The sequence below is a fragment of the Pseudomonas sp. DR48 genome, from assembly GCF_019823085.1.
Taxonomy (GTDB): Bacteria; Pseudomonadota; Gammaproteobacteria; order Pseudomonadales; family Pseudomonadaceae; genus Aquipseudomonas.
On record NZ_CP081946.1, the window covers coordinates 2,254,691 to 2,281,616 of the forward strand.

Annotated in this window: 24 protein-coding genes and 2 tRNA genes; 7 read left to right on the forward strand and 19 right to left on the reverse strand. The window is 55.1% G+C overall.

Annotation, left to right across the window (positions count from 1 at the left end; translation table 11 throughout):
• Positions 1-587 precede the first annotated feature (587 nt).
• The 3 genes from K5K95_RS10330 to K5K95_RS10340 are packed head-to-tail and all read left to right on the forward strand — an operon-like array spanning position 588 to position 4,886.
• Positions 588-1,868, forward strand: coding sequence for an ABC-three component system protein (locus tag K5K95_RS10330; protein WP_139831587.1), 1,281 nt, complete (start codon positions 588-590; stop codon positions 1,866-1,868).
• The gene (locus tag K5K95_RS10335; protein WP_222589365.1) at positions 1,865-2,560 is read left to right on the forward strand and encodes an ABC-three component system middle component 1; all 696 of its coding nucleotides are present in this window, start codon (positions 1,865-1,867) and stop codon (positions 2,558-2,560) included. Before K5K95_RS10330 ends, K5K95_RS10335 begins: the two co-directional genes overlap by 4 nt.
• Entirely contained in the window at positions 2,544-4,886 is a 2,343-nt protein-coding gene (locus K5K95_RS10340) for an AAA family ATPase (RefSeq protein ID WP_222589366.1), read from the forward strand. Before K5K95_RS10335 ends, K5K95_RS10340 begins: the two co-directional genes overlap by 17 nt.
• A gap of 87 nt (positions 4,887-4,973) precedes the next feature.
• Here the strand turns inward: K5K95_RS10340 and K5K95_RS33030 are convergent, their stop codons facing one another.
• The 10 genes from K5K95_RS33030 to K5K95_RS10385 form a co-directional block, all read right to left on the reverse strand.
• On the reverse strand, positions 4,974-5,273 hold the full coding sequence (locus tag K5K95_RS33030; protein ID WP_085654470.1) for a hypothetical protein: 300 nt from the start codon (positions 5,271-5,273) through the stop codon (positions 4,974-4,976).
• A complete protein-coding gene (locus tag K5K95_RS10345) occupies positions 5,270-6,250 on the reverse strand; it encodes an integrase domain-containing protein (RefSeq protein ID WP_085654468.1) in 981 nt (326 codons plus the stop codon). The genes K5K95_RS33030 and K5K95_RS10345 overlap by 4 nt, the downstream gene beginning before the upstream one ends.
• Positions 6,251-7,161: 911 nt before the next feature.
• The gene (locus K5K95_RS10350) at positions 7,162-8,484 is read right to left on the reverse strand and encodes a tyrosine-type recombinase/integrase (RefSeq protein ID WP_222589367.1); all 1,323 of its coding nucleotides are present in this window, start codon (positions 8,482-8,484) and stop codon (positions 7,162-7,164) included.
• A 171-nt stretch (positions 8,485-8,655) separates the two neighbouring features.
• A tRNA-Thr gene (locus tag K5K95_RS10355) sits at positions 8,656-8,731 on the reverse strand.
• Positions 8,732-8,809: 78 nt separating this feature from the next.
• Positions 8,810-9,634, reverse strand: coding sequence for an FkbM family methyltransferase (locus tag K5K95_RS10360; protein ID WP_222589368.1), 825 nt, complete (start codon positions 9,632-9,634; stop codon positions 8,810-8,812).
• Between the two features lie 344 nt (positions 9,635-9,978).
• The gene (locus tag K5K95_RS10365) at positions 9,979-11,208 is read right to left on the reverse strand and encodes a methyltransferase (RefSeq protein ID WP_222589369.1); all 1,230 of its coding nucleotides are present in this window, start codon (positions 11,206-11,208) and stop codon (positions 9,979-9,981) included.
• A complete protein-coding gene (locus K5K95_RS10370; RefSeq protein ID WP_222589370.1) occupies positions 11,189-11,878 on the reverse strand; it encodes an ABC transporter permease in 690 nt (229 codons plus the stop codon). Before K5K95_RS10370 ends, K5K95_RS10365 begins: the two co-directional genes overlap by 20 nt.
• Entirely contained in the window at positions 11,875-12,570 is a 696-nt protein-coding gene (locus K5K95_RS10375) for an ABC transporter permease (RefSeq protein WP_090176818.1), read from the reverse strand. Before K5K95_RS10375 ends, K5K95_RS10370 begins: the two co-directional genes overlap by 4 nt.
• Positions 12,571-12,647: 77 nt before the next feature.
• Positions 12,648-13,394: an ABC transporter substrate-binding protein gene (locus tag K5K95_RS10380; protein WP_222589371.1), complete on the reverse strand. Its 747-nt coding sequence runs from the start codon at positions 13,392-13,394 to the stop codon at positions 12,648-12,650.
• A 13-nt stretch (positions 13,395-13,407) separates the two neighbouring features.
• Positions 13,408-14,181: an ABC transporter ATP-binding protein gene (locus tag K5K95_RS10385; protein WP_027922189.1), complete on the reverse strand. Its 774-nt coding sequence runs from the start codon at positions 14,179-14,181 to the stop codon at positions 13,408-13,410.
• A gap of 562 nt (positions 14,182-14,743) precedes the next feature.
• On the opposite strand from K5K95_RS10385, the gene gabP reads away from it, so the two are divergent.
• Positions 14,744-16,135, forward strand: a complete 1,392-nt coding sequence (gene gabP, locus K5K95_RS10390) for a GABA permease (protein WP_222589372.1) — start codon at positions 14,744-14,746, stop codon at positions 16,133-16,135.
• Positions 16,136-16,227: 92 nt separating this feature from the next.
• On the opposite strand, the gene K5K95_RS10395 is transcribed toward gabP, so the two are convergent.
• The 4 genes from K5K95_RS10395 to K5K95_RS10410 form a co-directional block, all read right to left on the reverse strand.
• The gene (locus K5K95_RS10395; protein WP_090176806.1) at positions 16,228-16,680 is read right to left on the reverse strand and encodes a hypothetical protein; all 453 of its coding nucleotides are present in this window, start codon (positions 16,678-16,680) and stop codon (positions 16,228-16,230) included.
• A 6-nt stretch (positions 16,681-16,686) separates the two neighbouring features.
• On the reverse strand, positions 16,687-17,103 hold the full coding sequence (locus K5K95_RS10400; protein ID WP_222589373.1) for a hypothetical protein: 417 nt from the start codon (positions 17,101-17,103) through the stop codon (positions 16,687-16,689).
• A 37-nt stretch (positions 17,104-17,140) separates the two neighbouring features.
• Positions 17,141-18,115 carry an alpha/beta fold hydrolase gene (locus tag K5K95_RS10405; protein WP_222589374.1) on the reverse strand — a complete coding sequence of 325 codons (975 nt, stop codon included), beginning with the start codon at positions 18,113-18,115 and terminating at the stop codon, positions 17,141-17,143.
• A gap of 69 nt (positions 18,116-18,184) precedes the next feature.
• The gene (locus K5K95_RS10410; RefSeq protein WP_222589375.1) at positions 18,185-19,243 is read right to left on the reverse strand and encodes a YhcG family protein; all 1,059 of its coding nucleotides are present in this window, start codon (positions 19,241-19,243) and stop codon (positions 18,185-18,187) included.
• A 262-nt stretch (positions 19,244-19,505) separates the two neighbouring features.
• Here K5K95_RS10410 and K5K95_RS10415 point away from each other — a divergent pair, with 262 nt between their 5' ends.
• Together K5K95_RS10415 and K5K95_RS10420 are read left to right on the forward strand one after the other, a co-directional pair.
• Positions 19,506-19,955 (forward strand): carboxypeptidase regulatory-like domain-containing protein, encoded by a 450-nt coding sequence (locus K5K95_RS10415; protein WP_222589376.1) that lies wholly within the window; start codon positions 19,506-19,508, stop codon positions 19,953-19,955.
• 216 nt (positions 19,956-20,171) lie between these two features.
• A complete protein-coding gene (locus K5K95_RS10420) occupies positions 20,172-20,633 on the forward strand; it encodes a carboxypeptidase regulatory-like domain-containing protein (RefSeq protein ID WP_222589377.1) in 462 nt (153 codons plus the stop codon).
• 174 nt (positions 20,634-20,807) lie between these two features.
• On the opposite strand, the gene K5K95_RS10425 is transcribed toward K5K95_RS10420, so the two are convergent.
• From K5K95_RS10425 to K5K95_RS10445, 5 genes are all read right to left on the reverse strand, one after another.
• Positions 20,808-20,883: transfer RNA gene (locus tag K5K95_RS10425), tRNA-Phe, on the reverse strand.
• 103 nt (positions 20,884-20,986) lie between these two features.
• Complete coding sequence (locus tag K5K95_RS10430) at positions 20,987-21,259, reverse strand: oxidative damage protection protein (protein WP_222589378.1); 273 nt, start codon at positions 21,257-21,259, stop codon at positions 20,987-20,989.
• A complete protein-coding gene (gene mutY, locus K5K95_RS10435; protein WP_222589379.1) occupies positions 21,256-22,323 on the reverse strand; it encodes an A/G-specific adenine glycosylase in 1,068 nt (355 codons plus the stop codon). Before mutY ends, K5K95_RS10430 begins: the two co-directional genes overlap by 4 nt.
• Entirely contained in the window at positions 22,320-24,548 is a 2,229-nt protein-coding gene (locus K5K95_RS10440; protein ID WP_222589380.1) for an AsmA family protein, read from the reverse strand. Before K5K95_RS10440 ends, mutY begins: the two co-directional genes overlap by 4 nt.
• A 78-nt stretch (positions 24,549-24,626) precedes the next feature.
• Positions 24,627-25,031 (reverse strand): acetyl-CoA sensor PanZ family protein, encoded by a 405-nt coding sequence (locus K5K95_RS10445; protein WP_222589381.1) that lies wholly within the window; start codon positions 25,029-25,031, stop codon positions 24,627-24,629.
• A gap of 221 nt (positions 25,032-25,252) precedes the next feature.
• Between K5K95_RS10445 and K5K95_RS10450 the strand changes: the two genes are divergently transcribed.
• The gene (locus tag K5K95_RS10450; protein ID WP_222589382.1) at positions 25,253-26,917 is read left to right on the forward strand and encodes an OFA family MFS transporter; all 1,665 of its coding nucleotides are present in this window, start codon (positions 25,253-25,255) and stop codon (positions 26,915-26,917) included.
• Positions 26,918-26,926 lie beyond the last annotated feature (9 nt).

Below are 26,926 nucleotides of genomic sequence, written 5' to 3' on the forward strand. Positions count from 1 at the left end.
TACATTTCCTGGTGTCGCCGGCGACAACACATCAATTCGACCCTGTCCGTTCATAGCGAATTTGCGCGTTGAGGCCCCTTTCGCCTCAAGGGTTGGATTCCGGGCCTCCTCTGCATCGCTTCAAATGGGGCTATAGTCGCCTCATAAGCCTTTTTCAGCGCGTCAGCACCCCTTATCTTCTTCGGTCCTTTACGGTTTAGGCGCTAAACGGTAGTGTCAGTAGTGGCATTGCGCTGTCAACGATTCATGTGGGAGTCTGGCCATGGAAAGCCAAAGTAAAATCGTCCTTCCCGAAGATATATTCGATCAATCCTATAAGTGGAATTGGGTCGCCAGATGATGCTACGGCCAATTTTTGAGGTCCGGCCTTGGACGTCCCTTAGCCAACCCGGCATGTCGCCATATCCTTTATATAAGCCACGCTGTACAAATCAGATTCAGACTATCCAAGATAAAAATACAAGTAGGCAATTATGGATTCTCACATGCTTGCTACGTCGTTTCGGTCTAGTTGCGCAGGCCGGAATATAATTACATGCCAATTTGAAGCCGCAGATATTTAAATCTGCAGTTGAAGGTTTAGAACTATGGCGAAAAATAGTGTCGAAGCAAGCTTGCCTCATACAGCGGTTGCGACTTGGGGTGGATATATATATCAAGGAAAAATTGCGCTGTATCACTGCCTTAGTTTGATGTTGGAAAATGCGGTTGATAGTAAAAAATTAGCATTGCAGCTTGATAGTATCGATGATTTTGCCATTTTATTAGATGGTGTATGTCAGTCCATGCATCAAGTTAAAGCGTATAAAAGCGATGACTTTTCCGCTTATTCTGAGGCGATAAGCGAACAAGTCGCAAAGTCAAAGGCATATCCTGGGTGCAAGGTCTTATTCCATGTTTCCAAGGACATTATCCTCCCTGCTGATTTCAGTAGTGTTTACTCGCCTGCAGTCTTTTATAGTTACAAGAAAGTTGCACAAGCGGAAAGTTACTGTGCGCTATCAGAAGTTGACTCGCTACTGGAAAATCTTATATGCGAGTTTTATAGTAAGTATGAACCGGGCGCAAAGCATAAAGCTGTATCGGACTATTTACAATGGTCTAGAAATCTTCTAGAGGATATTATAGTAAGCAAGATAATCTCTATGCACGCTGAAATCCAGCTTACCAAAGGGGCAGTTCAGCGTCAGATTGCAAATAGAGAGAAAATTAGTTTCTTGGATTTTTTCGATATTCTATCTGCCGAGTTAACTTCTGCCATACTTTGTGAGAGTTATTTCTTTTCGGTAATAATTAAAGACATTGGTAGTTACTATTCCGATTTCTGCGATGAGAACGACTTGGCGCGTGAGGATTTAGATAAATTAGGAAGGTGCGTTGCTAGGATTAATAAATTTGATGTTGAAAAGCTAAAAGTGTTTATGCGCTCAATTCTACCTAGTAAAAAAGGACGGTTTAACTCCTTGGCGGAGTACAAGGATGAGTCTGTAAACTCTGATGATCTCCAGTATGGATTGTTTAGAGTTTTCGATGATCTAATTGAGCCTGACTTCAATGATGGGACGCGGAATGCAGGTTTTTTCTGGGAGTTTTCTGGGAACAGTTATTATCCAACGGCAATTCACCAAGGAAAGAAGAGTGCCGGTGCTATTTGTAAGAAAATTGTCGATAATGCCCTAAAGCATGATGTCGAATTTCTCTATGAAAGTGGAACATTGATAACCACTGATATAGATGCAGATTCTATATTTTCGGTCGCGAATGTTGGACCGCGAGGTGGCGCACTTCATGATCATGCTAAATTTAATAAGTTTAAAGATGTAGCGTTGGTGTCTATTGCTAATTTGCCAAGCGGGATTAAGAAATGAAGCAATTCTTAGCTGAATTATTCTCTAGACATAATTATTCAGAGACGTTGACTGAAGAGTTTAGCCTGTTCGTGCCTGACGATATTAGTAAGGAGGCCTACTGGCTGGTTGTAGAGTCCTCGCCGCGAACTGTAATTGAGAACCAGCATTCCTGGCTGACTAAATGCCGAGAGATATACCGAAACCCTGCGATCGAGAAAAATACGAGCCTAATTTGTATTTGGCCTGTCGAAAAAATCACCGATAAAATTATTTCTGAGGTTCATGCTACGGAAGAAGATTTGTTTTTTTTCAAGAAACATGTGCTCTACCATACAGATGCCGAGATAGTTAGCCTCAATGAAAGGCTCGGAGAGGGTAATGTTGCAGATTTGATTTTAAACTCGGTGAGCAATCCTGATGTTTTTTCCAGTTATAAAAACTCTTTGGGCACTGAAAGCTGGGAGGAATTAATTTATAGGGTAGTCATAAAGCTTGGATTTATAGATATCGGAGAAGGTGAGGCGGCTGATATAGAAGGGCTTTACATTCGACATCGCGAAAAAATTAGGAGCACAAAACAGCCGGAACTCTTATCGTTTATTGAGTCCAGTGTGCTTGATTTGAATGTTGATGGATTTGATAGCGCCGAGTCTCTATTGAAAAATTTGGTTGATAAAATAGCTGAGGCCGGCCATGAAGTTAAATATTAAGAAACTTGTTCTGAAAAACTTCAAAGCATTTGTGGGTCATCAATTTGAGATTGGTAGTTATAACTTGGCAATCTTGGATGGACCTAATGGGTTTGGGAAAACTTCTTTTTTTGATGCTGTAGAGTTTCTTCTGACCGGCGATATTGGCCGCTACAACAACTTGGAAAACTCCGTAGTTGATAAGCGCTCGATAGCCTTAGGAAGCCCAATAGTCCATGACCAAGCGGTTGCAGGGGCTGAAATTTCAATTGTGGCGGAGATTGAAACCAGTCATGGGCTGTTCTATTTAAAAAGAAGCGCGAGTAAGGATAAGCTGGATAAAGGGAAGGGGCTTGGATTAAAGCTGTTTAAGCTCTATGAGTTGACTAGTATAGATGGGGAGGGGCGGTTAGTTCAGGATGAAGAGTCTTTCTTAGGAACAATACTTGGGGTCGGTTATCTACGAGATTTCAAGCTTTTTCATTACATCGAGCAAGAAGATAATACAGCTATTTTAAAGAGCAAAGCGTCGACTAAGCAACAGAAAATTGACCACTTGTTTGATGTGGGGGATTACAGAGAAAAAATTAAAAAAATTGACAGTGCGAAAGAGTTGATCGCCAGCCTAAAGACAACTGCGAAAAGGGAAGACTTGAATTCGCGAAAAACAGAGATTGAGCAGTTGCATCGATCTGTTAATGTCGGGGATGAAAACGTAATTGAACCTTATCAAAGATTAATCTCTGCTACTCATCAGCCATGGGATCATGAAGATATCGTAGTCAAGTCTTCAATTATAGCTACCTGGTTAGGTGATGAAGGGGCATTGAATAGGCTTAGGAAATTTATAGAAGGAGTAGATAATTTTATTAACTCCAAATATAACTCTAAGATTGATAAGGTCCTGAAGCCAAAGCAGGAGGCGCTTGAGAGCCTACTAAGGTTTGGTGGTCGTCTGGATTCGATCGCAGTATATAAAAATGACGTCGCTCTTTATGATTTTGGTGTGGATTTTTTAAGTAAATTTGAAAGCGGGATTCCCTCATCGTTAAAAGAAGATTTGAAGTTTGATTCTGATGTGTTTGATAGTTTTGGTTTTGAGTTGAACTACAATGATTTTTCACAGGCTGTTGCTGAAATAAAATTGATTGTGGAGAACTCAAGCGCCGTCGAACTTGCTTACAATGAATTGAAGGCTGCTCGAGATCTATTTGTTTCCAAGTACTCCTCTGAACATATAAGTCATGATGATGCCAATTGTCCTGCATGTGGCTATGATTGGAAGTCGTACGACGAGTTGCTGCGTCACATGGAATCCCAAAGATTAGTTCTAGAGACCCTTGTTGATGTTAATGGCGAAGCGCTGAAACGAAATATAGAACTGTTTGAAAGGAAAGTCTTAGGTCCTATTCGCAAAGCTATAGGCGAACACGCTGCTGTTCAGAAAGACTCTATAGATTATAAGAAGAAAATCACAGAGCTTCGCGAGGAGCAGGTTTCGTATTTGCGTAAGCTTGTGCGTGCATACTTATCTTATGGTATTGATGTAAGACCTTTTTACTGTATAAGCTTTGACTTGCAAGAATCTTTGGGCGTTAACAGGCTTGGTGAGGCTGTTAGTGCTTTGTATCGCGTTGTCGATCATGATGCTATTGATGAGGATTTTCAAGAAATTTTTGAGCAAGTATTTTTGGAAGATGATAATGCGGCTTTAAGCCTTGAATTGGATTCGATTGATAGAAAAATTTCCTATGTGAAGGCTGCCTATACTAGAAGTATCTATGGCGATATCAAGGACAAGGAAAAATCCTATAGTGCGGCCGAAGATATTTACAAGAAAGCCATTTATCTGGATAAGGCTCTAAGTAAGCTCAGGGATATTTATAATGAGAATTTGAACTCTTATGTAGCGTCAATTGCTAAAGGCATTGAAGTGCTATTTCATATATATTCAGGGCGGCTTTTGCAGAATTTTCAAAGTGGGCTTGGGATTTTTATTGAAACCGATGGTAAAAATCTGTCATTTCGAGAAAACCCTAAAAAATTGCATGATGTAATATTCTCTATGAGTTCAGGGCAGCTTTCTTCGTTGGTGCTTTCATTTACGCTGGCTTTAAATAAGAGGTACGCAAGGAACGCTATTTTATTAATTGATGATCCTGTCCAAACACTAGACGATATAAATGTTGCTGGGTTTGTTGATTTGTTAAGGACTGAGTTTTCCGATAGGCAAATAATTCTTTCCACGCACGAAGATGAAATGTCGGCTTATATGCAATATAAATTCAAAAAGTATAATTTGGATGCTGAGGGTTTAGACTTTAAACAAGTCTTTGCGGTTAATTAAGGGCCCTGATTTTTTATGTGTGCCTGCTTCTGTTGTTAAAGAGACCATCTTGGATGGTCTCCGTATTATGTATTGACGGTGAGGTACTCAATATGGGTGGTTGGCTTTGCTAATGATTTGGAATTGCCAAGACTTTCCTAGGCGAAGAGTGAGTAAGTTTACGGTCAATATATAGTAATAGCGCGTTGATTCTGCGCGCTGGTTCACGTGCTGATTTAAGAACCAGACAAGATGTTTTCGCTGCCAAGTCCACGGGTTGTCTCGGTGCCAGCGCACAGCTATAGCTGCTTGGATGGCTTTTGCTTGGTGTAGGTGGCGCTGACGTGTCGTTTGCGATCCGCTCATGACTCCCGCGAGGAATACCTCCATATCGAATGGCTTGCTCATGCTCGGCCACCGATGTACGCCGAAACTACGTCGATACGACCGTGCCCCAGCTCATAGCTGATTTGTGCGCGTGCCTCCTGATCGAGGTGTTGGTCGAGCTGGTAGCAACTACCTCCTTTGATTGGCGCAAGTTGGTTTGTAATCTGCTCATACCGTTCGCATGCGTAGGCCGCACGCAATTCGTGGAATCCCTTGAGGTGGTGCGCGTGAAGGATGTCCCGTGCAGGGCGGATGATTCGCTGTTGAAAGTCTAGGTAGCTTTCGTTCAGTGCAAGCAAGTTGTCGCTTCCGACGGGAGAGGCCTGCTCGGCGTACGTGAGCGCTTCACGAATATGATTATCCACCCAGATCCAACGAGGCGCCGACGCACCCGAGCGGCCACCTTTGGTGCCATCTTGAATGTTGATCTTGCCGTATCGTTCGGCTTCTCTTCGCAGTCGAGGAAGATCAGCCAAAATGGCCTCTCGCAGGCGCATGCCGGTTGCTCGCGCCAGCTGAGCGATGGCCGCGGCGCGCGGCTGCAGATGTTCGGAGAGGACGTCTACGATACGTTTTACGTGATCGCGGTCCTGGCCTTGCGGAGGCATGGTGCGGACGCTGGTGCGCTTCATCCCAAGCGCCTTGCTCGGACTCTGCACCTTCACAGACTGATCACCGCGAAGCGCGGCCAGGGTACGGTTGACGCTGGACAGTCGGTTTTGCGCAGTGGCGATGGCGAGCTCACCTTGTTCAACTTGCTGGCGCAGATGTCCGGCATAATCCAACAAGGTCTGCCGATCAATCTTCCGCGCATCGTTGAACCCCGGCCCGTCCTCCGAGCGACACCAGCGCACAAACGCCTGCCAGCGATCACTGTGCGCCTTGACCGTGCCGTAATGCCCGCCGCCAAATAGATCGCGCAATGCCTGTGGCCCGGCATAGCTCAACTGCCGACCATAGCCAAAATTGCGTCCATCTCGCCTGCCCACCAGTGCCATGATCGAACACCTCTTGAAGCCAAAACCTTTAAAACCTTCCCCACGTCATCCCGCCAAGAATGTTGAGTGTTATCAGGGATCAAGGCCCCTGCGACCTGTGAGGGTTGTCCACTAACGCGGGACTGGCGGCTCTTTACGACCGGGAGCTTGGGCATCTCATGATCTGGCCTCCTGAACACTTCCGAGGAAGTGGGCGGGTGGAGGCTGCACTGGCTGACGAGACCGGCGCCGCGAGATCATGAGTCGGGTGAAGGCAGTGAAGCAATGACCGGGGCATACCTGACTGTCAGTCAGGTGCAGTCCATTCCGTGGGCTGCGGCACCATCATCTGCATCGCTGTTGCTGGTGATTTCGGTGTTTGTCACGCCGATTGTCACGAGGGGGAATGCCGCAAAGCCTTGTACGAGTTGGGCTGCAGCAGCGGTAGGAGCGCCCGTCTCTTTCCGGGAGAAAGAGACGGGCGCAGGTTGGCGCAATGAAATGGCCAAGCGGATAGGTTGCTGCAGGGCAGCTATAAAGGGGTATGAGTTGCCGCAGTGGGCACTCTGGTAGAAGTAGGCATCCATCACATTGCTGTGACCGTGCGAGCTGCCGGACGCTAATCGCACTTTGGGAGAACCACCACGGTGTGGCGTAGCCTCAAAGGTTCTGGCTACCTGGGTTGCTGTCAACGACAGCGCTTTGCCCGATCTTTTCTACGCCTGTGGATAATTTGGGTCAAGGCTCGAATTTTCGGGAGTTCTGCGGCTGTGGATGAAATTATCCACCGGTGGAAATCAGTGGTTTTCCACAGACAGTTGCGTGGGCTTTAGATTTTTTAAGTGAGGTCCATCCAAGCAGGGCGGCTTTGCAGCCCTGTTTGGATGGACCCGCGTGGACAAGCGGATCACTGAGATTTGAAGACCGAGCGCTTACTCGGTTGCGCCACGTTTTGCTTTTAGGCGAGTGACGTTCGCTCCGGTCTGGTTCGCGAATTCGTGTGGAGTGACATGCTCCTGCCGGTTGGCCTCCAGATACCGGCTCCACCAGTTCATGATCAGCCTGCGCTCCTCAATGAACTCAGCCTTGTGGATGTATGCGGCGCGGACGTTATTGCGTTCCTTGTGGCTCATCTGCCTTTCAATAGCGGTCTCGGACCACAGTCCTGATTCAATCAGTGCGCTACAGGCCATTGAGCGAAAGCCATGACCGCAGATTTCGGTTTTGGTGTCGTAGCCCATCTTTCGAAGCGCGCTGTTTACCGTGTTTTCAGACATGGGCTTCCAGGGCTTGGCATCGCCTGCAAACACCAGGTCGAATTTGCCGGTGAGGGCGTGGATCTGTTCAAGCAGGGCCACGGCTTGCGGCGATAAGGGTACAAGGTGGATGTCCCCGGCCATCTTCGTACCTCTTGTTGAAAAAGGTACTCCGTCCAACGCGGGTCGAGTGTCCGGTATCTCCCAGGTGCCGCGCTTAAGGTCGAATTCGCTCCAGCGAGCGAAGCGCAGTTCGCTGGAGCGTACGAACACATGCAGCGAGAGCATGACCGTCAGCCGGGTAAGTGCGCGGCCTTTGTAGGTGTCGATACGCTCCTGCAATTCAGGCAGACGTGATAAGGGTAGAGCGGGCCGATGAATCACTCTTGGGGCTTTGATCAGGCCTTCAAGGTCGTAGGCAGGGTTTGCCGTAATCTGCCGAGAACGCTTCGCCTCGCGCATGATGCTTTGCAGGTAGTTTTGTACCCTTAAAGCGACGTCAATCGTACCGCGTTTCTGGATCGCTTCCAGAGGTTGCATCAGGTCATGGGTGTCCAGATCGACAATAGAGCGAGCGCCGATCAGCGGGAATACATGGGTTTTGAGGCGGCTCAGAACCGTCTTGGCATGACCCGGTGCCCATTTGGCAGACATCGCGTTGTGCCATTCCAGTGCAGCGCTTTCAAAGGTACGGCCTTTGATTGCGGCCTGCGTCTTGGCTTGGTGTTTGGTCTCGATGGGGTCGATGCCTTTCGCCAGCATCCGCTTCACCTCCAGGCGCTTGTTGCGCGCATCGGCGAGGCCGACCACGGGGTAGCTGCCGAACGAGGTCAGTCCTTCGCGTCCGTCAGGTTTGACATACCTGAGACGCCAGCCTTTACGGCCATTGGGTTGGACTAGAAGGTAGAGGCCATCGCCGTCGAAAAGCTTGTAGGCGCGGTCGGTGGGCTTGGCTGAGCGGCAAGCCGAATCGGAGAGTGGAGCAGTGGTGCGCGACATAAGGGTACTCCCCCATTATCGAATTACCTTACCCCTAACACTACCCCTAAAACGGTTGGAATCCACCAGTTTCTGACGGAAACCGATGGAACGCTAAAACGAAAAAACCCGCCAGAAGGCGGGTTTTTCGGGGGTTCCAGAGAATTTGAAAGCTTTCTATGGAACCTTGTATGGTGCCGGCACCAGGAGTCGAACCCGGGACCTACTGATTACAAGTCAGTTGCTCTACCAACTGAGCTATACCGGCGTGTTAGGGCGACGATTATAGCGATTGGATTGGTTCTGTAAACCCCTGAATTCAGACTATTTTTACGCAGCCTTCAAGTCAGGCGCCAAGCAGGGTTTTCTTGAGTTTCTGAATGGCTTTCCAGGCCCGGCTATTTTGCATCGCGCGCAGCTGTGCTTCGGCCTGTTCGGCGCGTTGCAGGGCGGCGGCGAGCTGGTGTTCGGCGTCGCTGACGGGGTGGCTGAAGTTGTGGCCTTTGCAGAACTGGAACTCATCCAGGTTGCACGGCGGGATGTCGAAGGCGGGTTTGAGGTTCAGGTGTTCTTCGGCGAGGTAGTAGGTGTTGATGCCGTCGAACAGGATGGAGTGGTAACCGGCACTGGTGACGAGGGTTTCCCAGGTCTGGTCGCGGTCCCACGGAGTTTCGATGAGGATGACCCACGGTCGCCACTGGGTGAAGTCCATGCCGCGCAGCACGGTTTCTTCGTGGCCTTCGACGTCGATTTTCAGAAAATGGATCGGGCGGCCCTGGGCGTGTTCTTCGCAGATGGAGGTCAGGGTGCGGGACTGGACGGTCTGGCTACGCACGTCCATGCCGGCGTCTCTGTGCATTTGCGCAATGGTCGGGTCGAGCGTTGAGAGGCCGGTGCCGGCGATGCCGTAGAAGGTCAGGTCGTTGGCGCTTGCGCCAGCCACGCATTGCAGGTTGGTGTCTTTGGGACGTTCCTGGCGCAGGGCTTCGTAGTAATTGGGCATCGGTTCGACGTTGATGCCGGTCCAGCCACGGTCGTAGAAGGCTTTGGTCACGGAGTCGTGGGTGGGGTGGTTGGCGCCGACGTCGATATAGAAGCCGTTTTCAACGGTTTTGAGGGCGCGCCACAGGCGTATGTCTTCGAAATTCTGTGCGTAGGAAATAAACGTCACTGTCGCATCCTGTCGGTCGGATTTTCTTGTTCGTGGCCGCGCTGTCGGCGCCGTTGGCTGTTTGTATAACAAGAGTGGGGAAGCGGCGCAATTTTCCGCCAGTGACGTCCCGGATTAGGCACTTATGTCCTTTGCAATGAATGCTTATGCACAACAGGTGCGGTGGCTTGCTGCCTTCATTAGGCTTTTTGTGGACCCGTTCTCATTTATCCGCAAATACCTGTTTTTTCGGTTTTTTTAACGAGTGTACGAAAATTGAACAGTTGCGTTTCAGCCTTGAAACAGGCGGCTATATTGGATCCACGATAATTTCATCAACAGACTTATCCACAGGCTGAGACTGTTTAAGGACGTTCCGCCAGCAGCAGGAAATTGCGCGGCGTGAGCGGGGTTTCGCAGAAGGTGCCGAGACGAACGGTATAGCCCTGGTCACTTAGGAAAAGTGCCCGATCAAGCACCAGCCAAAGCTCCAGCGGGCGTCGGAAAAGGCCACGCAACAGCTCCAGATTGCGCACTTCGGCCAGGCGTTGCCAGCCAGCGGCTTCCAGTCCTGACCAATCTTGCGGGCCGATTGTGGATAACTCTTTGAGTGCGGCCAGATGATGGCAGTAATCGGCAAAGGATTTATCCAGCCAGGCGCTGGGCAGGGAAGGGGTTGGCAGATATTCGTCAATGCCGCGCAGTTGCCGTTGCAGCAGGTCGAAACCCAAGCGCCGGGCCATGGAGGTGTCGCGCTGACGTCGGACGCGTGCACCGGCGGTGACGGTTTCGCTCATCGGCAACGAGAGATCGTCGAGGGATAGTTGTAGGTCGGATCGCGAACCGGCCGAGGAAAGTGGCTGGTAAGCAGCAAGACTGATCCGGTTGTAGCAGCACGGCGCGATGGCCAGTTGTTTACAACCCGCCGCGCTGGCGAGCTGGATCAGCCGTACGTGCAGATCCCCACAGGCATGCAGTGCCACGGGGGTGTGATCAGCTTTTAATAAAGAAGCCGCGTCAGGCGCGAGCACATCCTGTTCGACGTGCAGCGCATGCAGGTGATGGCGTTGGCTGAGCGCTTCGCCGCTGGATACCAGTGCCGGGTCGTATTCGAGGCAGGTCAGTTGTTGCCCCGTTTGCAGCAGGCGTCGGCCCAAGTGACCCTTGCCCGAGCACCAATCCAGCCAATGCTTAGGTGGCGAGGCAAATGACAGGCGACTGGCGAAGGCTTCGATCTGCTGCCACTTACGGCCCGGCACATCGACATTCAACCGGTGTCCGGCGGCTTCCAGCGTTTGAGCTGGCAGTTCCCCCACCGCACTCAGCTCAAGGGACATCGCCGCCAACGATACAAACGGCTGCGGCGCATCGAGCAAACAAGGTTGGTTATGACTGCTTTCCGCGTCCTCAAGCGACCGACCGCGTAGCCAAAGCGCCAACTCCGGGTAGGACGCTTCCCAAGGAAGGTGCAGATAAGTAAACGGTCGAGGTTTCCACAACGCCTGATGCTCAATCAGAAAAGCATCCAGCGCAGTGAAACGGGCGAGTAGGGCCTCGCCCGTCAGCACGTGGGAATCAGCGCCCTTGGCAGGCATCGACGCGCAACCAGCGCTCCAACAGCTTGAAGCCGCGCACCAGCACGTAAGCCATCAGCAGATAGAACATGCCCGCAGCGAAGAAAATCTCCACCGGCAGGTAGGTCCGGGCAATGATGGTGCGGGCCATGCCGGTAAGTTCCAGCAGGGTCACGGTGCTGGCCAGGGCGCTGGCCTTGAGCATCAGAATCACTTCGTTGCTGTAGGCCGGCAGGCCGATGCGCGCAGCACGCGGCAGGATGATGTAGAGCAGCGCTTTGGCCCGGGACATGCCCAGCGCCCGCGCTGCTTCGATCTCGCCCGGTGGAATCGCCTGGATCGCGCCGCGCAGGATCTCGGCGATGTAGGCCGCGGTGTGCAGGGTCATGGTCGCGGTCGCGCACCAGAACGGATCGCGCAGGTACGGCCACATCGAGCTGTTACGGATCGCATCGAACTGCGCCAGGCCGTAGTAGACCAGGAACAGTTGAACCAGCAACGGCGTGCCACGGAAAAAGAAGATGTAGCCGTAGGGAAATGCCCGCACCCACCACAGGCGCGACGAACGCGCGATGCCCAGTGGAATGGCAAGCAACAACCCGGCGATCACGGCGATGGCCACCAGTTCCAGGGTCAGCGTTGCACCTTGGGCCAGTTTCGGCAGCCATTTGATGATGATTTCCCAGTTCATTGGGTGCTCCTCGCGAAGCCGCGAGCGGCGCGTTTTTCCATCAGGTGCATGCCGCTCATGGCGAGCACGGTCAGGCCCAGGTACATGAACGCGGCCACCATATAGAAGGTGAACGGTTGCTTGGACACGGTCACGCCAATTTGCGCGTGACGCATGATTTCTTCCAGGCCGATCACCGACACCAGCGCGGTGTCCTTCATCAGGATCATGAACAGGTTGCCGAGACCCGGCAGGGCGATGCGCCACATCTGCGGCATGATCAGTCGGGTGAAGATGCGAAATTTCGACAAGCCCAGGGCCACGCCGGCTTCACGGTGGCCTTTGGGAATGGCCAAAATCGCACCACGAAACACTTCCGTGGCGTACGCGCCAAAGCATAGCCCCAGCGCAATCACGCCAGCGGCGAAGGCATTCAGTTCGAGGTCGGGATTGCCGAAGAACTCGCCCAGGGCACGCATCAGGTTGACCGTGCCGAAGTAGATCAACAGCACCCAAAGTAACTCGGGGATACCGCGAACCAATGTCGAATAAGTGCCGCCAAGCCATTGCAACGGCTTGTACGGGGAGGTCTTGGCCAAGGCGCCGAGCAGACCGAGCACCAGCCCCAGGCACAGGGCCGAGAGTGCCAGTTTCACAGTCATCAGCGCGCCAGCGGCGAGCGCCGGGCCGAATCCGTAGAGATCAATAGTCATGGATTTCTTTTCAATCGCGGCAGGCAATGCCGGGGACTGGCGCCGTTAAAGTACGGCGCCGGTCCGGCAGGTCAGAATCAATAGATGCTGAACGGGAAGTACTTGTCGTTGATCTTCTTGTAAGTGCCGTCTTCAACGATTTCTTTCAGGGCCAGGTTCAGCTTCGTACGCAGGGTGTCGCCTTTGCGTACAGCGATACCGATCTTGTCGCTTTCTTCCACCGGATCGCCCTTGAACTCATACGAACGACCCGCGTCGCTTTTCAGCCACTCATAGTTGACGTATTTGTCCGCCAGGATGCCGTCCAGACGACCGGAGGTCAGGTCCAGGTAAGCGTTTTCCTGGGTGTCGTAGAGTTTGACTTCAACGCCAGGCATGTGGTCTTCCATCCAGGTGCCGGCGAGGGTCGCACGTTGTGCGCCGATCACTTTGCCTTGCAGGGATTCCTTGTCTGTCTTGAACTCTTTGTCCTTCGGCGCGATGAATTGCAGCTTGTTGGAGTAGTACGGGTCGGTGAAGTCCACCGCTTGCTTGCGCTCGTCGGTGATCGACATCGAGGAGATCAGGAAATCGAACTTCTTGGCGTTCAGGGCCGGGATGATGCCGTCCCAGTCAGACGTGACCACGGTGCACTCGACTTTCATCTTGGCGCACAGGGCGTCGCCGATTTCTTTGTCGAAGCCGACGACATTGCCACTGGCATCTTTGTTGTTGAACGGCGGGTAGGCCGCTTCGATGCCCATCTTCAAGGTTTCGGCCATGGCACCGGCGCTGAAGGCCAGGGTGACGGCGGCGGCCAGGAAGACCTTTTTGTAGTTCTGCATGCGGGTAGCTCCGTTAGCGGTTGCTGGACATGAATTGTTTGCAGCGCGCCGAAAGCGGGTTGTCGAACACCTGCTGTGGCGATCCTTGCTCTTCTACCAGGCCCTGGTGGAGGAACACCACCTCGCTGGAGACCTGACGGGCAAAACCCATTTCATGGGTGACCAGCAGCATGGTGCGGCCTTCTTCGGCCAGTGCGCGGATGACATTAAGTACTTCCTGGACCATTTCCGGGTCAAGGGCGGAGGTAGGTTCGTCGAACAGGATCACCTTGGGCTGCATCGCCAGTGTGCGGGCGATGGCGGCGCGTTGCTGCTGGCCGCCGGACAGTTGCGCCGGATAGGCGTGGCGTTTGTCAGCGATGCCGACCTTGGCCAGCAAGGCTTCGGCGACTTCGATGGCTTCGGCCTTGCTTTGACCGAGTACGCGGCGCGGCGCTTCGATGATGTTGTCGAGCACGCTCATGTGCGGCCAGAGATTGAAGTTTTGAAATACAAAACCGATCTCGCTGCGCAGGCGATTGATCTGCTTGCCGTCGGCTGCGACCAGTTCGCCGTTCTTGGCGGCTTTGAGTTTGAGTTCTTCGCCGGCCACCAGGATCTGGCCCTGATGCGGATTTTCCAGCAGGTTGATGCAACGCAGGAACGTGGACTTGCCGGAACCGGAAGAACCCAGGATCGAGATCACGTCGCCGTCGCGGGCGGTCAGCGAGATGCCTTTGAGCACCTCAAGCTGTCCGTAGCGTTTGTGCAAGTTGCGGATTTCAAGCGCGGGCGTGGCCTCAGCCATGTGCGTTCCTCATAGTGTTTCGCTCCTGCTGTTGGTGGCCTTCCTGGCGAGGCGGCCAAGCTAGCATAGCGTCTGAATGGCAGCCAACAGCGCTTCGGGCGGTAAACGGGTGGCGTGTGGCAGGTTGTCGCATCGGTACAGCAGACTGTCGCGCTGCTATCAACCGAACAGCCGTTTGAACCCTGCCTGACGATAAAAAGGGCGGGGCTGTCCCAAAAAAGGGCGCGATGTTGCCAGCTTTGGCGGGGTGTTGGAAGCGCTAACCGGCCAAACGTTCCTCTTGCGCTCTTTTATTGTGCGTCAGGAGATTTTCAGGTGTGTTTCCGGTGCGCCGACTCGACTTTAAAGTGGGTCGCAGGGTAACGCTCTGGCGAATTGCCATTATTCTCAATGACTTGCGATGACTGTCCGGTCAAGACGAGATCACCGTGGTAGAGGGTTTTGAAACATTTTGGCGCAAATATTGCGTGCAGATTTCGAAACGCCCCGTTGGTTTCTTTTTACGAGAAGGATCACCGAGCGGGATGGATGCAAATCGCTTTCCCTTACAAAGGTAGTTTCAATGAGCAGTATCCAAAGCTCTAATGGCCTCGAACAGGGGCTCAAACCGCGTCATGTGACCATGTTGTCGATCGCCGGGGTTATCGGCGCCGGCCTGTTCGTCGGCTCCGGCCACGCTATCGCCGCCGCAGGCCCAGCCGTGCTGTTGGCCTATGCTGCCGCCGGTGCCCTGGTGGTGTTGGTAATGCGCATGCTCGGCGAAATGGCCGTAGCTTCGCCGGACACCGGCTCCTTCTCGACCTACGCTGATCGCGCGATCGGTCACTGGGCCGGCTTCACCATTGGCTGGCTCTACTGGTGGTTCTGGGTCCTGGTCATCCCGCTGGAGGCCAACGCCGCCGCGACTATCCTGCATGCCTGGTTCCCTAACGTGGCCATCTGGGCGTTCACGTTGATCATTACTTTGCTGCTGACGGTGACCAACCTGTTCAGCGTGAAAAACTACGGTGAGTTCGAATTCTGGTTCGCCCTGGTCAAAGTCATCGCGATTATCGGTTTCATCGGCCTGGGCATCATGGCGATCTTCGGCTTCCTGCCGAACAGCCAGGTCAGCGGCGTTTCGCATTTGTTCGACACCCAGGGCTTCCTGCCAAACGGCATGGGCGCGGTATTGGGCGCGATCCTGACGACCATGTTCTCGTTCATGGGCACCGAGATCGTGACCATCGCGGCCGCCGAATCGAAGAACCCTGGCCAGCAAATATCCAAGGCCACCAACTCGGTGATCTGGCGGATCGGCTTGTTCTACCTCGTGTCGATCTTCATCGTTGTGGCCCTGGTGCCATGGAACGACCCGATTCTGGCCAGCGTCGGTTCGTACCAGACCGTGCTTGAGCGCATGGGCATCCCGAACGCCAAGCTGATCGTCGACATCGTCGTACTCGTTGCTGTGACCAGCTGCCTGAACTCGGCGCTCTACACCGCATCGCGCATGATGTTCTCCCTGGGCAAGCGCGGTGATGCACCGGCCATTTCCCAACGCACCAACAACAGCGGCACGCCGTACTGGGCCGTCATGTTGTCCACCGGCGCAGCCTTCCTGGCCGTGTTTGCGAACTACGTGGCCCCGGCTGCCGTGTTCGAATTCCTGCTGGCCAGCTCCGGCGCAATCGCGCTGCTGGTGTACCTGGTGATCGCCTTCTCGCAACTGCGCATGCGCAAGCAGCGTATGGCGCGCGGCGAGAAAATCGCCTTCAGCATGTGGCTGTTCCCGGGCCTGACCTACGCGGTGATCGTGTTCATCGTTGGCGCACTGACCATCATGCTGTTCCAGGAAGCCCATCGCGTGGAAATCCTCGCGACCGGTCTGCTGAGCTTGCTGGTCGTGGCTGCGGGCTTGTTTGTCGCCCGTCGTCGTCGCAACGAACAGTTGATCGCAGCGGTAGTTCGCTGAGTGATCTGACACAGGCCCAATGCGGGTGAAACATCAAAAACGGCCGCTGTCAGTGATGACTAGCGGCCGTTTTTGTTTGTGAAGGCGATTATTTACTCGGCCTTTTCTTCCTGCGCATCCAGCGCCTGGCGATAGCTGTCCAGCGCATCGCCGAAGTCGGTGATGAATTGTGGATCGGTCAGCCAGGCCTGTGCGGTATCGCGGTCCATGCCATCGGTCCACATGCGGTAGTCGATCAGCATGTCGGCGGCCAGGTGAGTGGCGGCCATGGCTTCGTTGTCGGCGTTTTCCATGTCCAGCAGTTCCGGATGGTCGCTGATGATACCGGCGAGGTCCGACAGCAGGATCTTCAGCATGTCGCCACGGCTGATGGCTTCCGCGTCGCGCATTTTGCTGAACATCGCCAGGGTGTATTCCGGGATCGGCTCGCCGATTTCCCCCAGGTCATCGTCCAGTGCGGCAGGTTTGCGGCCGTGGATATTGATTTGCTTGGCTTTGATCTTGGCGCGTTTGGCGCGTTTTTGCTGTTTGTTCAGGGAGGCCATGGGAACTCAGTTCGGTTTCTGTTGGGTTTGGGCCGCGATGGCGTCGGACGCCGCCACGTAGTCAGCCTGGAAGGCTGGTGATTCGATCCACGCCAGGGCCCCGGCTTCGTCGACTTCGGTGGACCATTGGCGATATTCGATCAGCGCCGCGAGGATGAAGTCCATCGCACCTTCTTCGCCTTCCTGCTCGTACACCAGTTCCAGCAGCGGGTCTTCGAGGAAGGCCACGCACATCGCTTGCTGGCTGGTTTTTTCGGCGTCGATCATTTTCTTGAACAGTTCGGTCAGGTCCACCGATTCGAAGTCGATTCGATCATCGTTCGGGTCCAGCTCGACCGGTGCGGCAGCCCGTTGGGTGCGGTTCTGCTTGGCCTTGGCTTTGGCGCGGGTGGCGCGTTTGTTCTGCTTGTTGGCGGAGGCCATGAGCGTCGTTCCGTAATTCGTTGAGTGGGCACAGCCGTCAGCTGCGTGGCACTCGCCGCCCGGGTGTATCGGGGGCCAGTTCGCCGGTCTGCAGCCAGGACAATGCAATGGGCCATAGTGTGGCTTGGTATGCGCTGCGAAAAAAGGCGAAATGTCCGACTTCTTCTTCGCCGATGTCATGCGGCTCGATTCGCAAGTGGGTGTTTGTGCTGTGGGTGAAGTAACCGAGCAGACGTTCGATGGCCGCAATGGTGCCGTAAGGATCGTCGCTAATGCTGATGGCGAGGGTTTTTGCGCTGACCCTGGCGAACGGCAGTTGGCCGTGTGTTGCGTGGGCTACGCGCCCGCTGGGGCGCTTCTCGTAGCGATCGGTGGGCGTGCTCCAGTCACGGACGACGCCAGCGGGCGTATCTTCCAGCCAGCCGAGGCGTTTGCCGGGGAAATAGCCATAGATCATCGTGACGAGTGGCATTACCAAGTGCCACTTGCCAAACATTCGCCAGCGATGGGCGGGCGCATAGTCGCGCCAGTAAGCGAACTGGGCACCCACGGTGACCAAATGCCGGATCACATGCCCTGAGGCTCCCAGGCCTGCTGCGCAGCCGCCAAAGCTGTGGCCGACGACATCGATAGGTTGCCCGGGGAATTCACGCTGAGCGCGTCTGAGCATCGCTTCAAAGTCCAGTGCGCCCCAGTCGGTCCATGAGGCGTCGAGCTCCTTGAGCGATGCCGGGCGTGATTCACCGATGCCACGGTAGTCAAACGTGATCACGTCGAAGCCATTGGCAAACAGGTAATCGGCGAATCGCGAATAGTGACGGCAACGCACGGAGGTGGCGGCGTTGATGATGACTACCGGGCGGGTTGTGTCCGGCGAGGCGTGCTGCCAGGTGAAACCGCCGAGGATGAAGCCGTCTGCGGCCGCTTCCTTGAAGGGTTCGCCGAGAGTGGCCGTAGGCAATGATGACTCGATCTGAGGGGACGGCAGTGCGGACGTGTCCTGCAAATTCATCTTTTCCGGACCTTTGCGGGTAGCTGCTAACGATAGCCTTCGCCTCGCTAATGGACAATTCTCGCGTATTCATCGGAGCTTCTGATTCGACAGTCGCTCCTCTAAAGCTGCTCGTTCCCGATCCAATTCCGCACGAAGTTCTTCCTCGCTCGGTAGCACCAGTTTGTATTTGCTGGCGAACAGCTGTTCATTCCCCTCTAGCACCGAATACCGCACCACGGAGTCGTCCTTCTGCGCACAAAGGATGATGCCGACGGTAGGGCCATCCTCCGGCCCGCGTTTGAGGTCGTCGTACATACGCACGTACATGTCCATCTGCCCTACATCCTGGTGGGTCAGTTCGCCGCGCTTCAGATCGAAGATGACGAAGCATTTGAGCAGGTAGTTGTAGAACACCAGGTCGATGTAGAAATCTTTGCTTTCGGTGCTGATGCGTTGTTGGCGGGCAATGAAGGCGAAGCCTTTGCCCAGTTCAAGCAGGAACGCTTGAAGCTGATGGATCAGTGCTTGTTCGAGATCGGTTTCCTGGGTCAGTCCTGCATTGGGTAATCCAAGAAACTCCAGCATCACCGGATCCCTAATGAAGTCCCGAGGATGCGCGTTGATGTTTTGAAGGTTGGTTGCCGCTTCCTGTTTGACGGCGGGGCGATCACGACTTGCCAGCAGGCGTTCGTAATACAAGGTATTGATCTGGCGCTCCAGGGCGCGGCTTGACCAGTTCTGGATGGCTGATTCGTTCATGTACCAGTGACGTGCGTGTTCGTTATCGACACGCAGTAGCCTGCGGTAGTGGGTCCAGCTCAATTCGTGACGCAGTGCGTCACACTTTGGGAATGCTTGATAGAACAGGCGCATGTAACGAAGGTTGGATGCGTCAAAGCCTTTCCCAAATTCCGCCGTCAATACTTTCGCTAACGTCGGCAGTAACTGCTTGCCGTACTCGGCCCGCCGAGCCCCCTCCTGCTCGAATTCGACAATATGCCGCCCGATCTGCCAGCAAGTGTGCACTTGAGCGGTATCAACCGCTCGCAGCACCGTAAGACGTGCCTGGCGTATCAGTTCGCCGAGATTGCCCACCAGTGAAGTGAGTTGTGAATCTTGAGTGTTATCGGGGTTGACGAGGCTCATGAGGTCTTCCGCAGCTGGGGAGTCAGGCGAAAGAGAATGACAAGTAAGCACTCGTCGGCGATGCAGGGCGCTGCTGGAAAAGCGGAAGGAATTAACGGATTCGTTTTGCAGGAACCAACCGACTGCAGCACGTGATTCAGGAATACAGCGTGTAGTCCGATTCGCAGTGAGCCCAAGTACCAATCAATCTAAAACTTGAGCATTCGACAAGAAATCTAAATGGACTAACGATTGGGTTCCGTGGAGCCCGGGAGTCGCCATCATGAAGTCCATTCATTCCCTCATGTTGCCCATCGCCGCCGTCGGTGTGCTGATGTTACCTGCCATGACTTGGCCCGCCAGCCTCGAGCCCGTCGACAGTACAGGAGTGCAAATTCAGCGGCAGGAACAGAACGGGATTACCTATCTGTCCGGCGGTGTTGGCGAGGATGAAGCGAAGGCCATTCAGCAAACGACCGGCTACAACCTGCACATGACCTTTACTATTGGGCCGGAAGGCAAATATGTGCCGGATGTGGAATTGGTTATCCAGAGTACTCAGGGTCAATCAGTGCTGACTCTCAGTCAGGCAGGGCCTCTGGTTTATGTCCAGTTACCTGCTGGCAAGTACACCGTGGTTGCTACCCGTCACGGTGAGGCAAAGCGCGACACGACAGATGTCGGCAAGGATAACGTGCGTAATCTGGTGTTCAACTGGAAGGGAGATCAGTGACGGTGGCAGTCCGTCGGGACTGCCTCTGGCCAGTTGATCAGGCTTGCGTCGTTTGGCCATGCAGCATGAGTTGCCTCTAGGCGCGTTCCCTTTGGAATACATCGTGTAGTCCTATTCGCGGCTCATCACAGTACTAATCGATATAAAACTTGAGCGTCCCGTCAGAAATCTAAATGACGTAACGAAAGGGTTCTGTAGAACCCGGGAGTCGTCATCATGAAACACATCCATTCATTGATGCTGCCCATCGCTGCTGTCGGTGTGTTGATGTTTCCCGCCATGGCTCATGCAATAACTCCGGGACCTGTCGACACAGCCGGTGTGCAGATTCAGCCAGAACAGCAGAATGGAATCAGATACCTGTCAGGAGGCATTGGTGAGGATGAGGCACGCTTTGTTCAACAATCTCATGGGTACAACTTGCACATGAGTTTCTCTATCGGACCTGCAAACGAATTTCTGCCCGACGTGAATGTGGTCGTTCAGAACGCACAAGGACATCCTGTGTTCAGCCTGGATCAGGCCGGTCCCTTGGTGTACGTGCAACTTCCTCCGGGCAAGTACACGGTAGTCACCACGCGTAACGGCCAGGAACGGCGCAATACCGTGGACATCGGAAGCGGTCCAGCCCGTGACCTGAACCTTCACTGGACAGGCCAGCAATATGTCTCGGGCTAATAACTTTAAAAAAATGCATTCATACAAAAAAACCGCAGGAAGCGGTTTTTTTTGTAGGTGTCAGATGCGTCTGCCGATTTCCGCAGGGGATGGCGGCTCGGCGCAAAACCCGGGCCCCATCAAATCCCGGGCATAAAAAAACCCTGAATCTTGCGATTCAGGGTTTTCGGTATTTGGTGCCCAGAGACGGAATCGAACCGCCGACACGGGGATTTTCAATCCCCTGCTCTACCGACTGAGCTATCTGGGCAACGGGGCGCATTAAACGGGTTTTTCAGGGGGTCGTCAAGCAAGTTTTCAAAAAATATTTAATTATTACCGTCGCTTACGTGTCGACCCCGGATTTTGATCAATTATTGAGCAGGTGGAACGTAGCCGTCAGCCTTGGCGTAATCCTCGCCGGAAAAGAACTTGTCCATCTCGCCCTGAAGGTATTTGCGGTCTTCGGCGTTCATCATGTTCAGGCGTTTTTCGTTGATCAGCAGGGTCTGGTGCTTTTGCCAGTCTGCCCAGGCCTTGGCCGAGACGTGGTCAAAAATGTCCTGACCTTTTGCGCCCGGGAAGGGGGCTTTCTCCAGAGCGGGCAATTCTTCTTTGTACTTGCGACACATGATGGTGCGGGTCATGACGACTCTCCTGCGTTCAATACGGCGGCCGCGCGTTCGAGCAAGGTTTTGACCGGGGCGGCAAGGCCCAGGCGCGGCGGGGTGGCGAGGTTATACCAGAGCCAGTCGGCCTCGGCCACGTGATGGCCGGCCTCCTGGACCTGAACCAGCCAGGGTTCGATGGATAACTGAAAATGGCTGAAGGTGTGCACCAGGCTTGGCAGTGCCTGTTGGGTGCCCAGTTCGAGCGAGTGCTGGGAGGCCAGGTGTTGCAGATCGTCGAGGTCGTCGAGCTCCGGCAAGCTCCAGAGACCGCCCCACAAGCCCGTGGAAGGGCGACGGTAAAGCAGAATCGCGCCTTCGCCGTTGGCAAGCATGGGCATCAGCGTGCGCTTCTGTGGCACTGCTTTGCGTGGTTTGGGGATTGGGTAGCGGGTTTCCAGGCCGAGCATGTGCGCCTCGCAGCCCTTTTGCAGCGGGCAGAGCAGGCAGCTCGGTTTGCTGCGGGTGCAGAGTGTGGCGCCCAGGTCCATCATCGCCTGGGTGTAGGCGTTGACCCGATCATGCGGCGTGAAGCGTTCAGCGTTCGCCCATAGCTGTTTGGCGACCTTCGGCTCGCCTGGATAACCCTCTTGCGCGGTAAAGCGCGCCAGCACCCGTTTGACGTTGCCGTCGAGGATCGGCGCCCGCAAGCCCATGCTCAGGCTGGCAATCGCGCCCGCCGTGGACAAGCCGATACCCGGCAGCTCAACCAGCTTCTCAACATCGCGCGGAAACTCGCCACCATGCTCGGCGACAACAATCTTCGCGGTCTTCTGCAAATTGCGCGCGCGAGTGTAATAACCCAGGCCGGTCCACAGGTGCAGCACTTCGTCTTCCGGTGCGGCGGCCAGGGCTTCGACCGTTGGCAGCGAAGCCATGAAACGGTCGAAGTAGTTCAGCACGGTGCTGACCTGGGTTTGCTGCAGCATGATTTCCGAGACCCACACCCGATACGGCGTGATCCCCTGTTGCCAGGGCAAATCGTGGCGGCCGTGGCGGTCGTACCAATCCAGCACCGCCGATGAAAACTGCTCGGCTTTCATCGCTTGAACAACCCCTTCAGCGCGTTTTTCAGTTCGGGGCTGACTTTGTCGCCAAGCTTCTCGTCGATTTTGTCACTGAGCTTTTCGCCCGCCAGTTTGGCGGCGACCTGGCCCATGCGTTCGTTGTCCACGCGGCAGGCTTTGGCACCCAGTTCCAGCGGGCCACGGCAGCGCAGCGGCCACTCGATACCGATGTACTTCTCGCCCACCTGGCAGGCCGGATCGGGCATGGCGCTGGTGTCGCCTTCGACGACGATGCCCACGCGATAATCCATGCCCAGCACTCGCAGGTCGACGTCGCCATTGCCGTTGACGGTCATGCCCGGGATGCGCACTTTCAGGTCCGGGTTGCTGGCCACGCCGTTATGCAAGGTCAGGTTGCCTTTGAGTTCCTGGAACGGAGTGTCCTTGCCCTTCGGCTCGCCGCTGAGGGTTTTACGGTTCAGGGTGGCGATGCCTTTGCACAGTTGTTGTTCAAGGTTGGCGTTGAGCAACACGCCATTGTTGATGACAAAACCGGCGTTGCCGTTGAGGCTGTCGATCAGCGCTTTCTGGCTATTGCCGCTGGCGGTCAATGCACTGTTGAGCGTCACCAGGCCCTTGACCGGTGGCTTCTTGCCTTGGCTTTCGAGGATTTGTTCCACCGGCACTCGGGTGATGCGCGTCTGCATGGCCAGCGCCGGCACTTCCTGACGCACGTCCAGGGTGCCCTTGGTTTCGAAGTTGCCGTCGTACAGGTCGCCGCGCAGGTTCTCCAGCGTCAGCAAGCCGCCCTGGCCAGTGGCCTTGAGTGCTGCGTTGTGGATCGGCAGTTTGTCGAGAGTCAGCTCGCCGAAGGTCAGGTCAGCGTCCACGTCGAGTTTGCTCAAGCGTTCTACCGGTAACAGGCGTTCGGTGCTCCACGCTGTTTTGGTCGGTGCCTCGGGCAGCGGCGTGCTGCCGGCACCGGCCATGGCGCTGGCTTCGGTGTTGGCCACTTCAGCCTGACGTACCTGCGTCGCGCTGTTGGCTTCGGCGGATTTTGGCGGCAGGTAGCGGTCGGCGTTGAAGGTGTCAGCCTTGAGCACTGCGCGCAGTGATTGCTTGGCGAAATCCTCGACGGCGATGCGGCCACTGAAGCTGCTGTCATCGACTTTCAGGTTGATATTGTCGAAGGACACGCTCGTCGGCGTACCCGCCACGCGGCTGACCAGCTCGACTTTGCTCAGGCTGCCTTCGGCCATGGCCGGGAGTTTCTGGCCGATGCTGTCGACGAATTTTGCCAGGTCGAATTGGGCAATCGAGATGGCGCCGTTGATCTGCGGTGTCTTGTCGAGGTCGTTGACCTTCAATTCACCAAGCGCTCGCAACTGGTTGGCGGAAATCTTGATGCCGGTCCATTCGGCGACGTTCGCGGCTTTGTCCAGCAGCAACTGGCCCTGGGCGGCGAAGGTCATGGTTTTGCCTTGCAATGGGTCGCCAGCGACTTCGCCAGAGAGCTTCATGTCTTCGAATTTGTAGCGCTGCAGCGCGCGCTCGAAGCGCAACTCGCCGTTGAGCTCGGTACGGACCCGCAAGACCGGCTGGTTAGTGCCCAGGAACGCGGTGAGCTTGACCGGGATGTTGGTCGAGTCGTGAACCGGGCCGGTGCTCAACTGGATGCTTTCGGCGCTGAACTGCTTGCCGGTTTTCTCATCGTTGTATTCAACGCGGGCGTTGTTTACGGTCAGGCTGTCGATGTCCAGGCGCGCCGGCTGCGGCGGCTTTTCTACCGGGACGGTGGTTTGCGGGGCAGGGGCAGGTTGGTCAGAGGTGACTGGTGGTGTGGCCGGTGCGGCGGAAGGGACCTTGCCGATGTCTTCCCAGTTGCCATGACCGTCCTTGTCGCGGTTCAGGCGCAGGTTCAGGCCTTCGACGCGCACATCGCTCATCTGCACCTCACGGCGCAGCAGCGGCAAAACCCGGACAGAGAGACCCAGCATCTGCAGGTCAGCGAACGGCTCGGTGGGCTTGGCCAGGGTCGCGACACTGGCTTCGTGCAGTTCAAGGCCCAGCCACGGGAACAGGCTCCAGCCGATATCGCCATTGAGCGTCAGCTCGATGTGGGCCTTGTCGCGGGCAATCTGGCGAATCTCGTCTTTGTAGTCGTTGGGATCGAAGAGGTGGGTCAGGGCAAAGCCCAGCGCCACAATGATCAGCAACAGCCCGAGAAGTACCAGACCCAGGATTTTGCCGAACGCTTTCATGGGCGAGTCCTTGTATTTAGTCGAATTCGAAATTTAGCCGGGGAGTATAGCGCTCCAAAGCGCACGACCGGTCAGCGATCACGCCGGCAATTCATCGAGCGCCACCTTCAGCTTGGCGGCCAGCGCTTGTACTTCGAGATGCCCCGCCGGTGCCAGCAAACGCAGGACCGCACCCGATTGCGCCGCCATTTTCTGTGCTTCATTCACCAGGCGCTCAGCCACACCGCGACGACGGGTGATTTTTCGTACGCATATTTGGGACAAGTGCCAGACACCAGGGTGCCGTTGCAAACGAGCCGCGCCGAGCAGTCGATCATTGAAGCGTCCGGCGATCAGCGAACCGTCGCGCAGGCAGCCTTCAATCATCTGCACGTCCCCTGAAAACGGGGCAAACAGCCAGTCCGGGGCATCGCGATAGATCTTCTGCAGATCTTGCTGATCCTGGTAAGTGGCTTCGTTCAGCGGCTCGACAATGATCGGCATGGTGGTTCCTTCAGTGGTACGAGAACAGATGACAGACAAAAGGTGATATCACTTTGGTTTTTCTGTCACGTACAGATGTTAACCTCTGTCAGTTCGTCCGTCCTTCTGCGGCGTGATGTCGCACCAAAAGGGAGCTTCCCCTAAAAAACAGCCATGCGTGCGCATAAAGGCTGAGGGGGAAGAATGGCTGGCGAACTCTACTAATAATTGGGGGATACACAATGACAACGAGCATCACGGCGGACGGCCTTAGCGCCGATCAGCCCGCGTTCCTGTCCAAGGAACGCATCATCGCCAAGCCCGGTTTCAACCGTTGGCTGGTGCCACCGGCCGCGTTGGCCATCCACCTCTGCATCGGCATGGCCTACGGCTTTTCGGTGTTCTGGTTGCCACTGTCCAAAGCCCTGGGTGTGACCGCTCCAGTGGCTTGCGCGCCGGACATGAGCTTCATCTCGCAGGTTTTCTCGTCGCAATGCGACTGGCCGATCTCGATGCTCGGCTGGATTTACACCCTGTTTTTCATCTTCCTCGGCTGCTCGGCAGCGATCTGGGGCGGTTGGCTGGAACATGCCGGGCCGCGCAAGGCTGGCGTTGTGTCGGCGCTGTGCTGGTGTGGCGGTCTGCTGATATCCGCGCTGGGGGTGTATACCCACCAGATCTGGCTGATGTGGATCGGCTCCGGGGTCATTGGCGGTATCGGCCTGGGCCTGGGTTACATCTCGCCGGTCTCGACCTTGATCAAGTGGTTCCCGGACAAGCGTGGCATGGCCACCGGCATGGCGATCATGGGGTTTGGTGGTGGCGCGATGGTCGGTGCTCCGCTGGCCGCTGCCCTGATGGGCCACTTCGCTTCGCCAACCAGCGTCGGCGTGTGGCAGAGCTTCCTGGTGATGGCCGCGATCTACTTCGTGTTCATGATCGGTGGCGCACTGTCGTACCGCGTTCCGCCTACCGGCTGGAAGCCTGAAGGCTGGACCGCCCCGGCGAAAAAAGCTTCGAACGCGATGATCACTCATCGTCACGTCCACGTGAATGTAGCGTGGAAAACTCCGCAATTCCGTCTGGTGTGGCTGGTGCTGTGCCTGAACGTATCCGCCGGTATCGGCATCCTTGGCATGGCGTCGCCGCTGTTGCAGGAAGTGTTTGCCGGTAAATTGCTGGGCAACAACCTTACGTTCGGTCAGCTGGATGCTTCGCAACTGGCCTCGATTGCGGCGATTGCTGCCGGTTTCACCGGTTTGCTGAGCCTGTTCAACATCGGCGGTCGGTTCTTCTGGGCTTCGTTCTCGGACTACCTGGGTCGCAAAAACACCTACTTCGTGTTCTTCGCCCTCGGTTTCGCGCTGTATGCGCTGATCCCGAACCTCGGTCACCTGGGCAACGTTGCGCTGTTCGTGGCGGCGTTCTGCATCATCCTGTCGATGTACGGCGGTGGTTTTGCGACGGTGCCGGCTTACCTGGCGGACCTGTTCGGTACGCAAATGGTCGGCGCGATCCACGGTCGTCTGTTGACCGCGTGGGCTGCGGCGGGCGTGTTGGGTCCGGTGTTGGTGAACTACCTGCGTGAATATCAGCTGAGCATCGGCGTTGAACGTGCCGCGGCTTACGACATCACCTTGTACATCCTCGCAGGCCTGCTGGTACTGGGTTTCCTGTGCAACCTGATGGTGCGTCCGGTAGCCGACAAGTACTTCATGACCGACGCTGAACTGGCTGTCGAGCAGGCACTGGGTCACGACAAAGGTGCCGATGCGACCACCGTTCTTGAATGGAAAGCCGCGCCGGGCACCAAGCCACTGGCGATCGCTGCGTGGCTGGTGGTGGGCATTCCGTTGGCTTGGGGTGTTTGGGTGACCCTGCAGAAAACGGCTGTCCTGTTCCACTAATGCAAAACT

What these genes read in the sequence shown, in the direction of transcription:
- K5K95_RS10445 (WP_222589381.1), bottom strand. Translation starts at nt 25,031, where the DNA reads ATGCCGATCATTGTCGAGCCGCTGAACGAAGCCACTTACCAGGATCAG.
- K5K95_RS10415 (WP_222589376.1), top strand. Translation starts at nt 19,506, where the DNA reads ATGAAGTCCATTCATTCCCTCATGTTGCCCATCGCCGCCGTCGGTGTG.
- K5K95_RS10345 (WP_085654468.1), bottom strand. Translation starts at nt 6,250, where the DNA reads ATGGCACTGGTGGGCAGGCGAGATGGACGCAATTTTGGCTATGGTCGG.
- K5K95_RS10410 (WP_222589375.1), bottom strand. Translation starts at nt 19,243, where the DNA reads ATGAGCCTCGTCAACCCCGATAACACTCAAGATTCACAACTCACTTCA.
- K5K95_RS10395 (WP_090176806.1), bottom strand. Translation starts at nt 16,680, where the DNA reads ATGGCCTCCCTGAACAAACAGCAAAAACGCGCCAAACGCGCCAAGATC.
- K5K95_RS10340 (WP_222589366.1), top strand. Translation starts at nt 2,544, where the DNA reads ATGAAGTTAAATATTAAGAAACTTGTTCTGAAAAACTTCAAAGCATTT.
- K5K95_RS10420 (WP_222589377.1), top strand. Translation starts at nt 20,172, where the DNA reads ATGAAACACATCCATTCATTGATGCTGCCCATCGCTGCTGTCGGTGTG.
- K5K95_RS10350 (WP_222589367.1), bottom strand. Translation starts at nt 8,484, where the DNA reads ATGTCGCGCACCACTGCTCCACTCTCCGATTCGGCTTGCCGCTCAGCC.
- K5K95_RS10380 (WP_222589371.1), bottom strand. Translation starts at nt 13,394, where the DNA reads ATGCAGAACTACAAAAAGGTCTTCCTGGCCGCCGCCGTCACCCTGGCC.
- gabP (WP_222589372.1), top strand. Translation starts at nt 14,744, where the DNA reads ATGAGCAGTATCCAAAGCTCTAATGGCCTCGAACAGGGGCTCAAACCG.
- K5K95_RS10335 (WP_222589365.1), top strand. Translation starts at nt 1,865, where the DNA reads ATGAAGCAATTCTTAGCTGAATTATTCTCTAGACATAATTATTCAGAG.
- K5K95_RS10440 (WP_222589380.1), bottom strand. Translation starts at nt 24,548, where the DNA reads ATGAAAGCGTTCGGCAAAATCCTGGGTCTGGTACTTCTCGGGCTGTTG.
- K5K95_RS10430 (WP_222589378.1), bottom strand. Translation starts at nt 21,259, where the DNA reads ATGACCCGCACCATCATGTGTCGCAAGTACAAAGAAGAATTGCCCGCT.
- K5K95_RS33030 (WP_085654470.1), bottom strand. Translation starts at nt 5,273, where the DNA reads ATGAGCAAGCCATTCGATATGGAGGTATTCCTCGCGGGAGTCATGAGC.
- K5K95_RS10400 (WP_222589373.1), bottom strand. Translation starts at nt 17,103, where the DNA reads ATGGCCTCCGCCAACAAGCAGAACAAACGCGCCACCCGCGCCAAAGCC.
- K5K95_RS10450 (WP_222589382.1), top strand. Translation starts at nt 25,253, where the DNA reads ATGACAACGAGCATCACGGCGGACGGCCTTAGCGCCGATCAGCCCGCG.
- K5K95_RS10370 (WP_222589370.1), bottom strand. Translation starts at nt 11,878, where the DNA reads ATGAACTGGGAAATCATCATCAAATGGCTGCCGAAACTGGCCCAAGGT.
- K5K95_RS10385 (WP_027922189.1), bottom strand. Translation starts at nt 14,181, where the DNA reads ATGGCTGAGGCCACGCCCGCGCTTGAAATCCGCAACTTGCACAAACGC.
- K5K95_RS10365 (WP_222589369.1), bottom strand. Translation starts at nt 11,208, where the DNA reads ATGCCTGCCAAGGGCGCTGATTCCCACGTGCTGACGGGCGAGGCCCTA.
- K5K95_RS10405 (WP_222589374.1), bottom strand. Translation starts at nt 18,115, where the DNA reads ATGAATTTGCAGGACACGTCCGCACTGCCGTCCCCTCAGATCGAGTCA.
- K5K95_RS10330 (WP_139831587.1), top strand. Translation starts at nt 588, where the DNA reads ATGGCGAAAAATAGTGTCGAAGCAAGCTTGCCTCATACAGCGGTTGCG.
- K5K95_RS10375 (WP_090176818.1), bottom strand. Translation starts at nt 12,570, where the DNA reads ATGACTATTGATCTCTACGGATTCGGCCCGGCGCTCGCCGCTGGCGCG.
- mutY (WP_222589379.1), bottom strand. Translation starts at nt 22,323, where the DNA reads ATGAAAGCCGAGCAGTTTTCATCGGCGGTGCTGGATTGGTACGACCGC.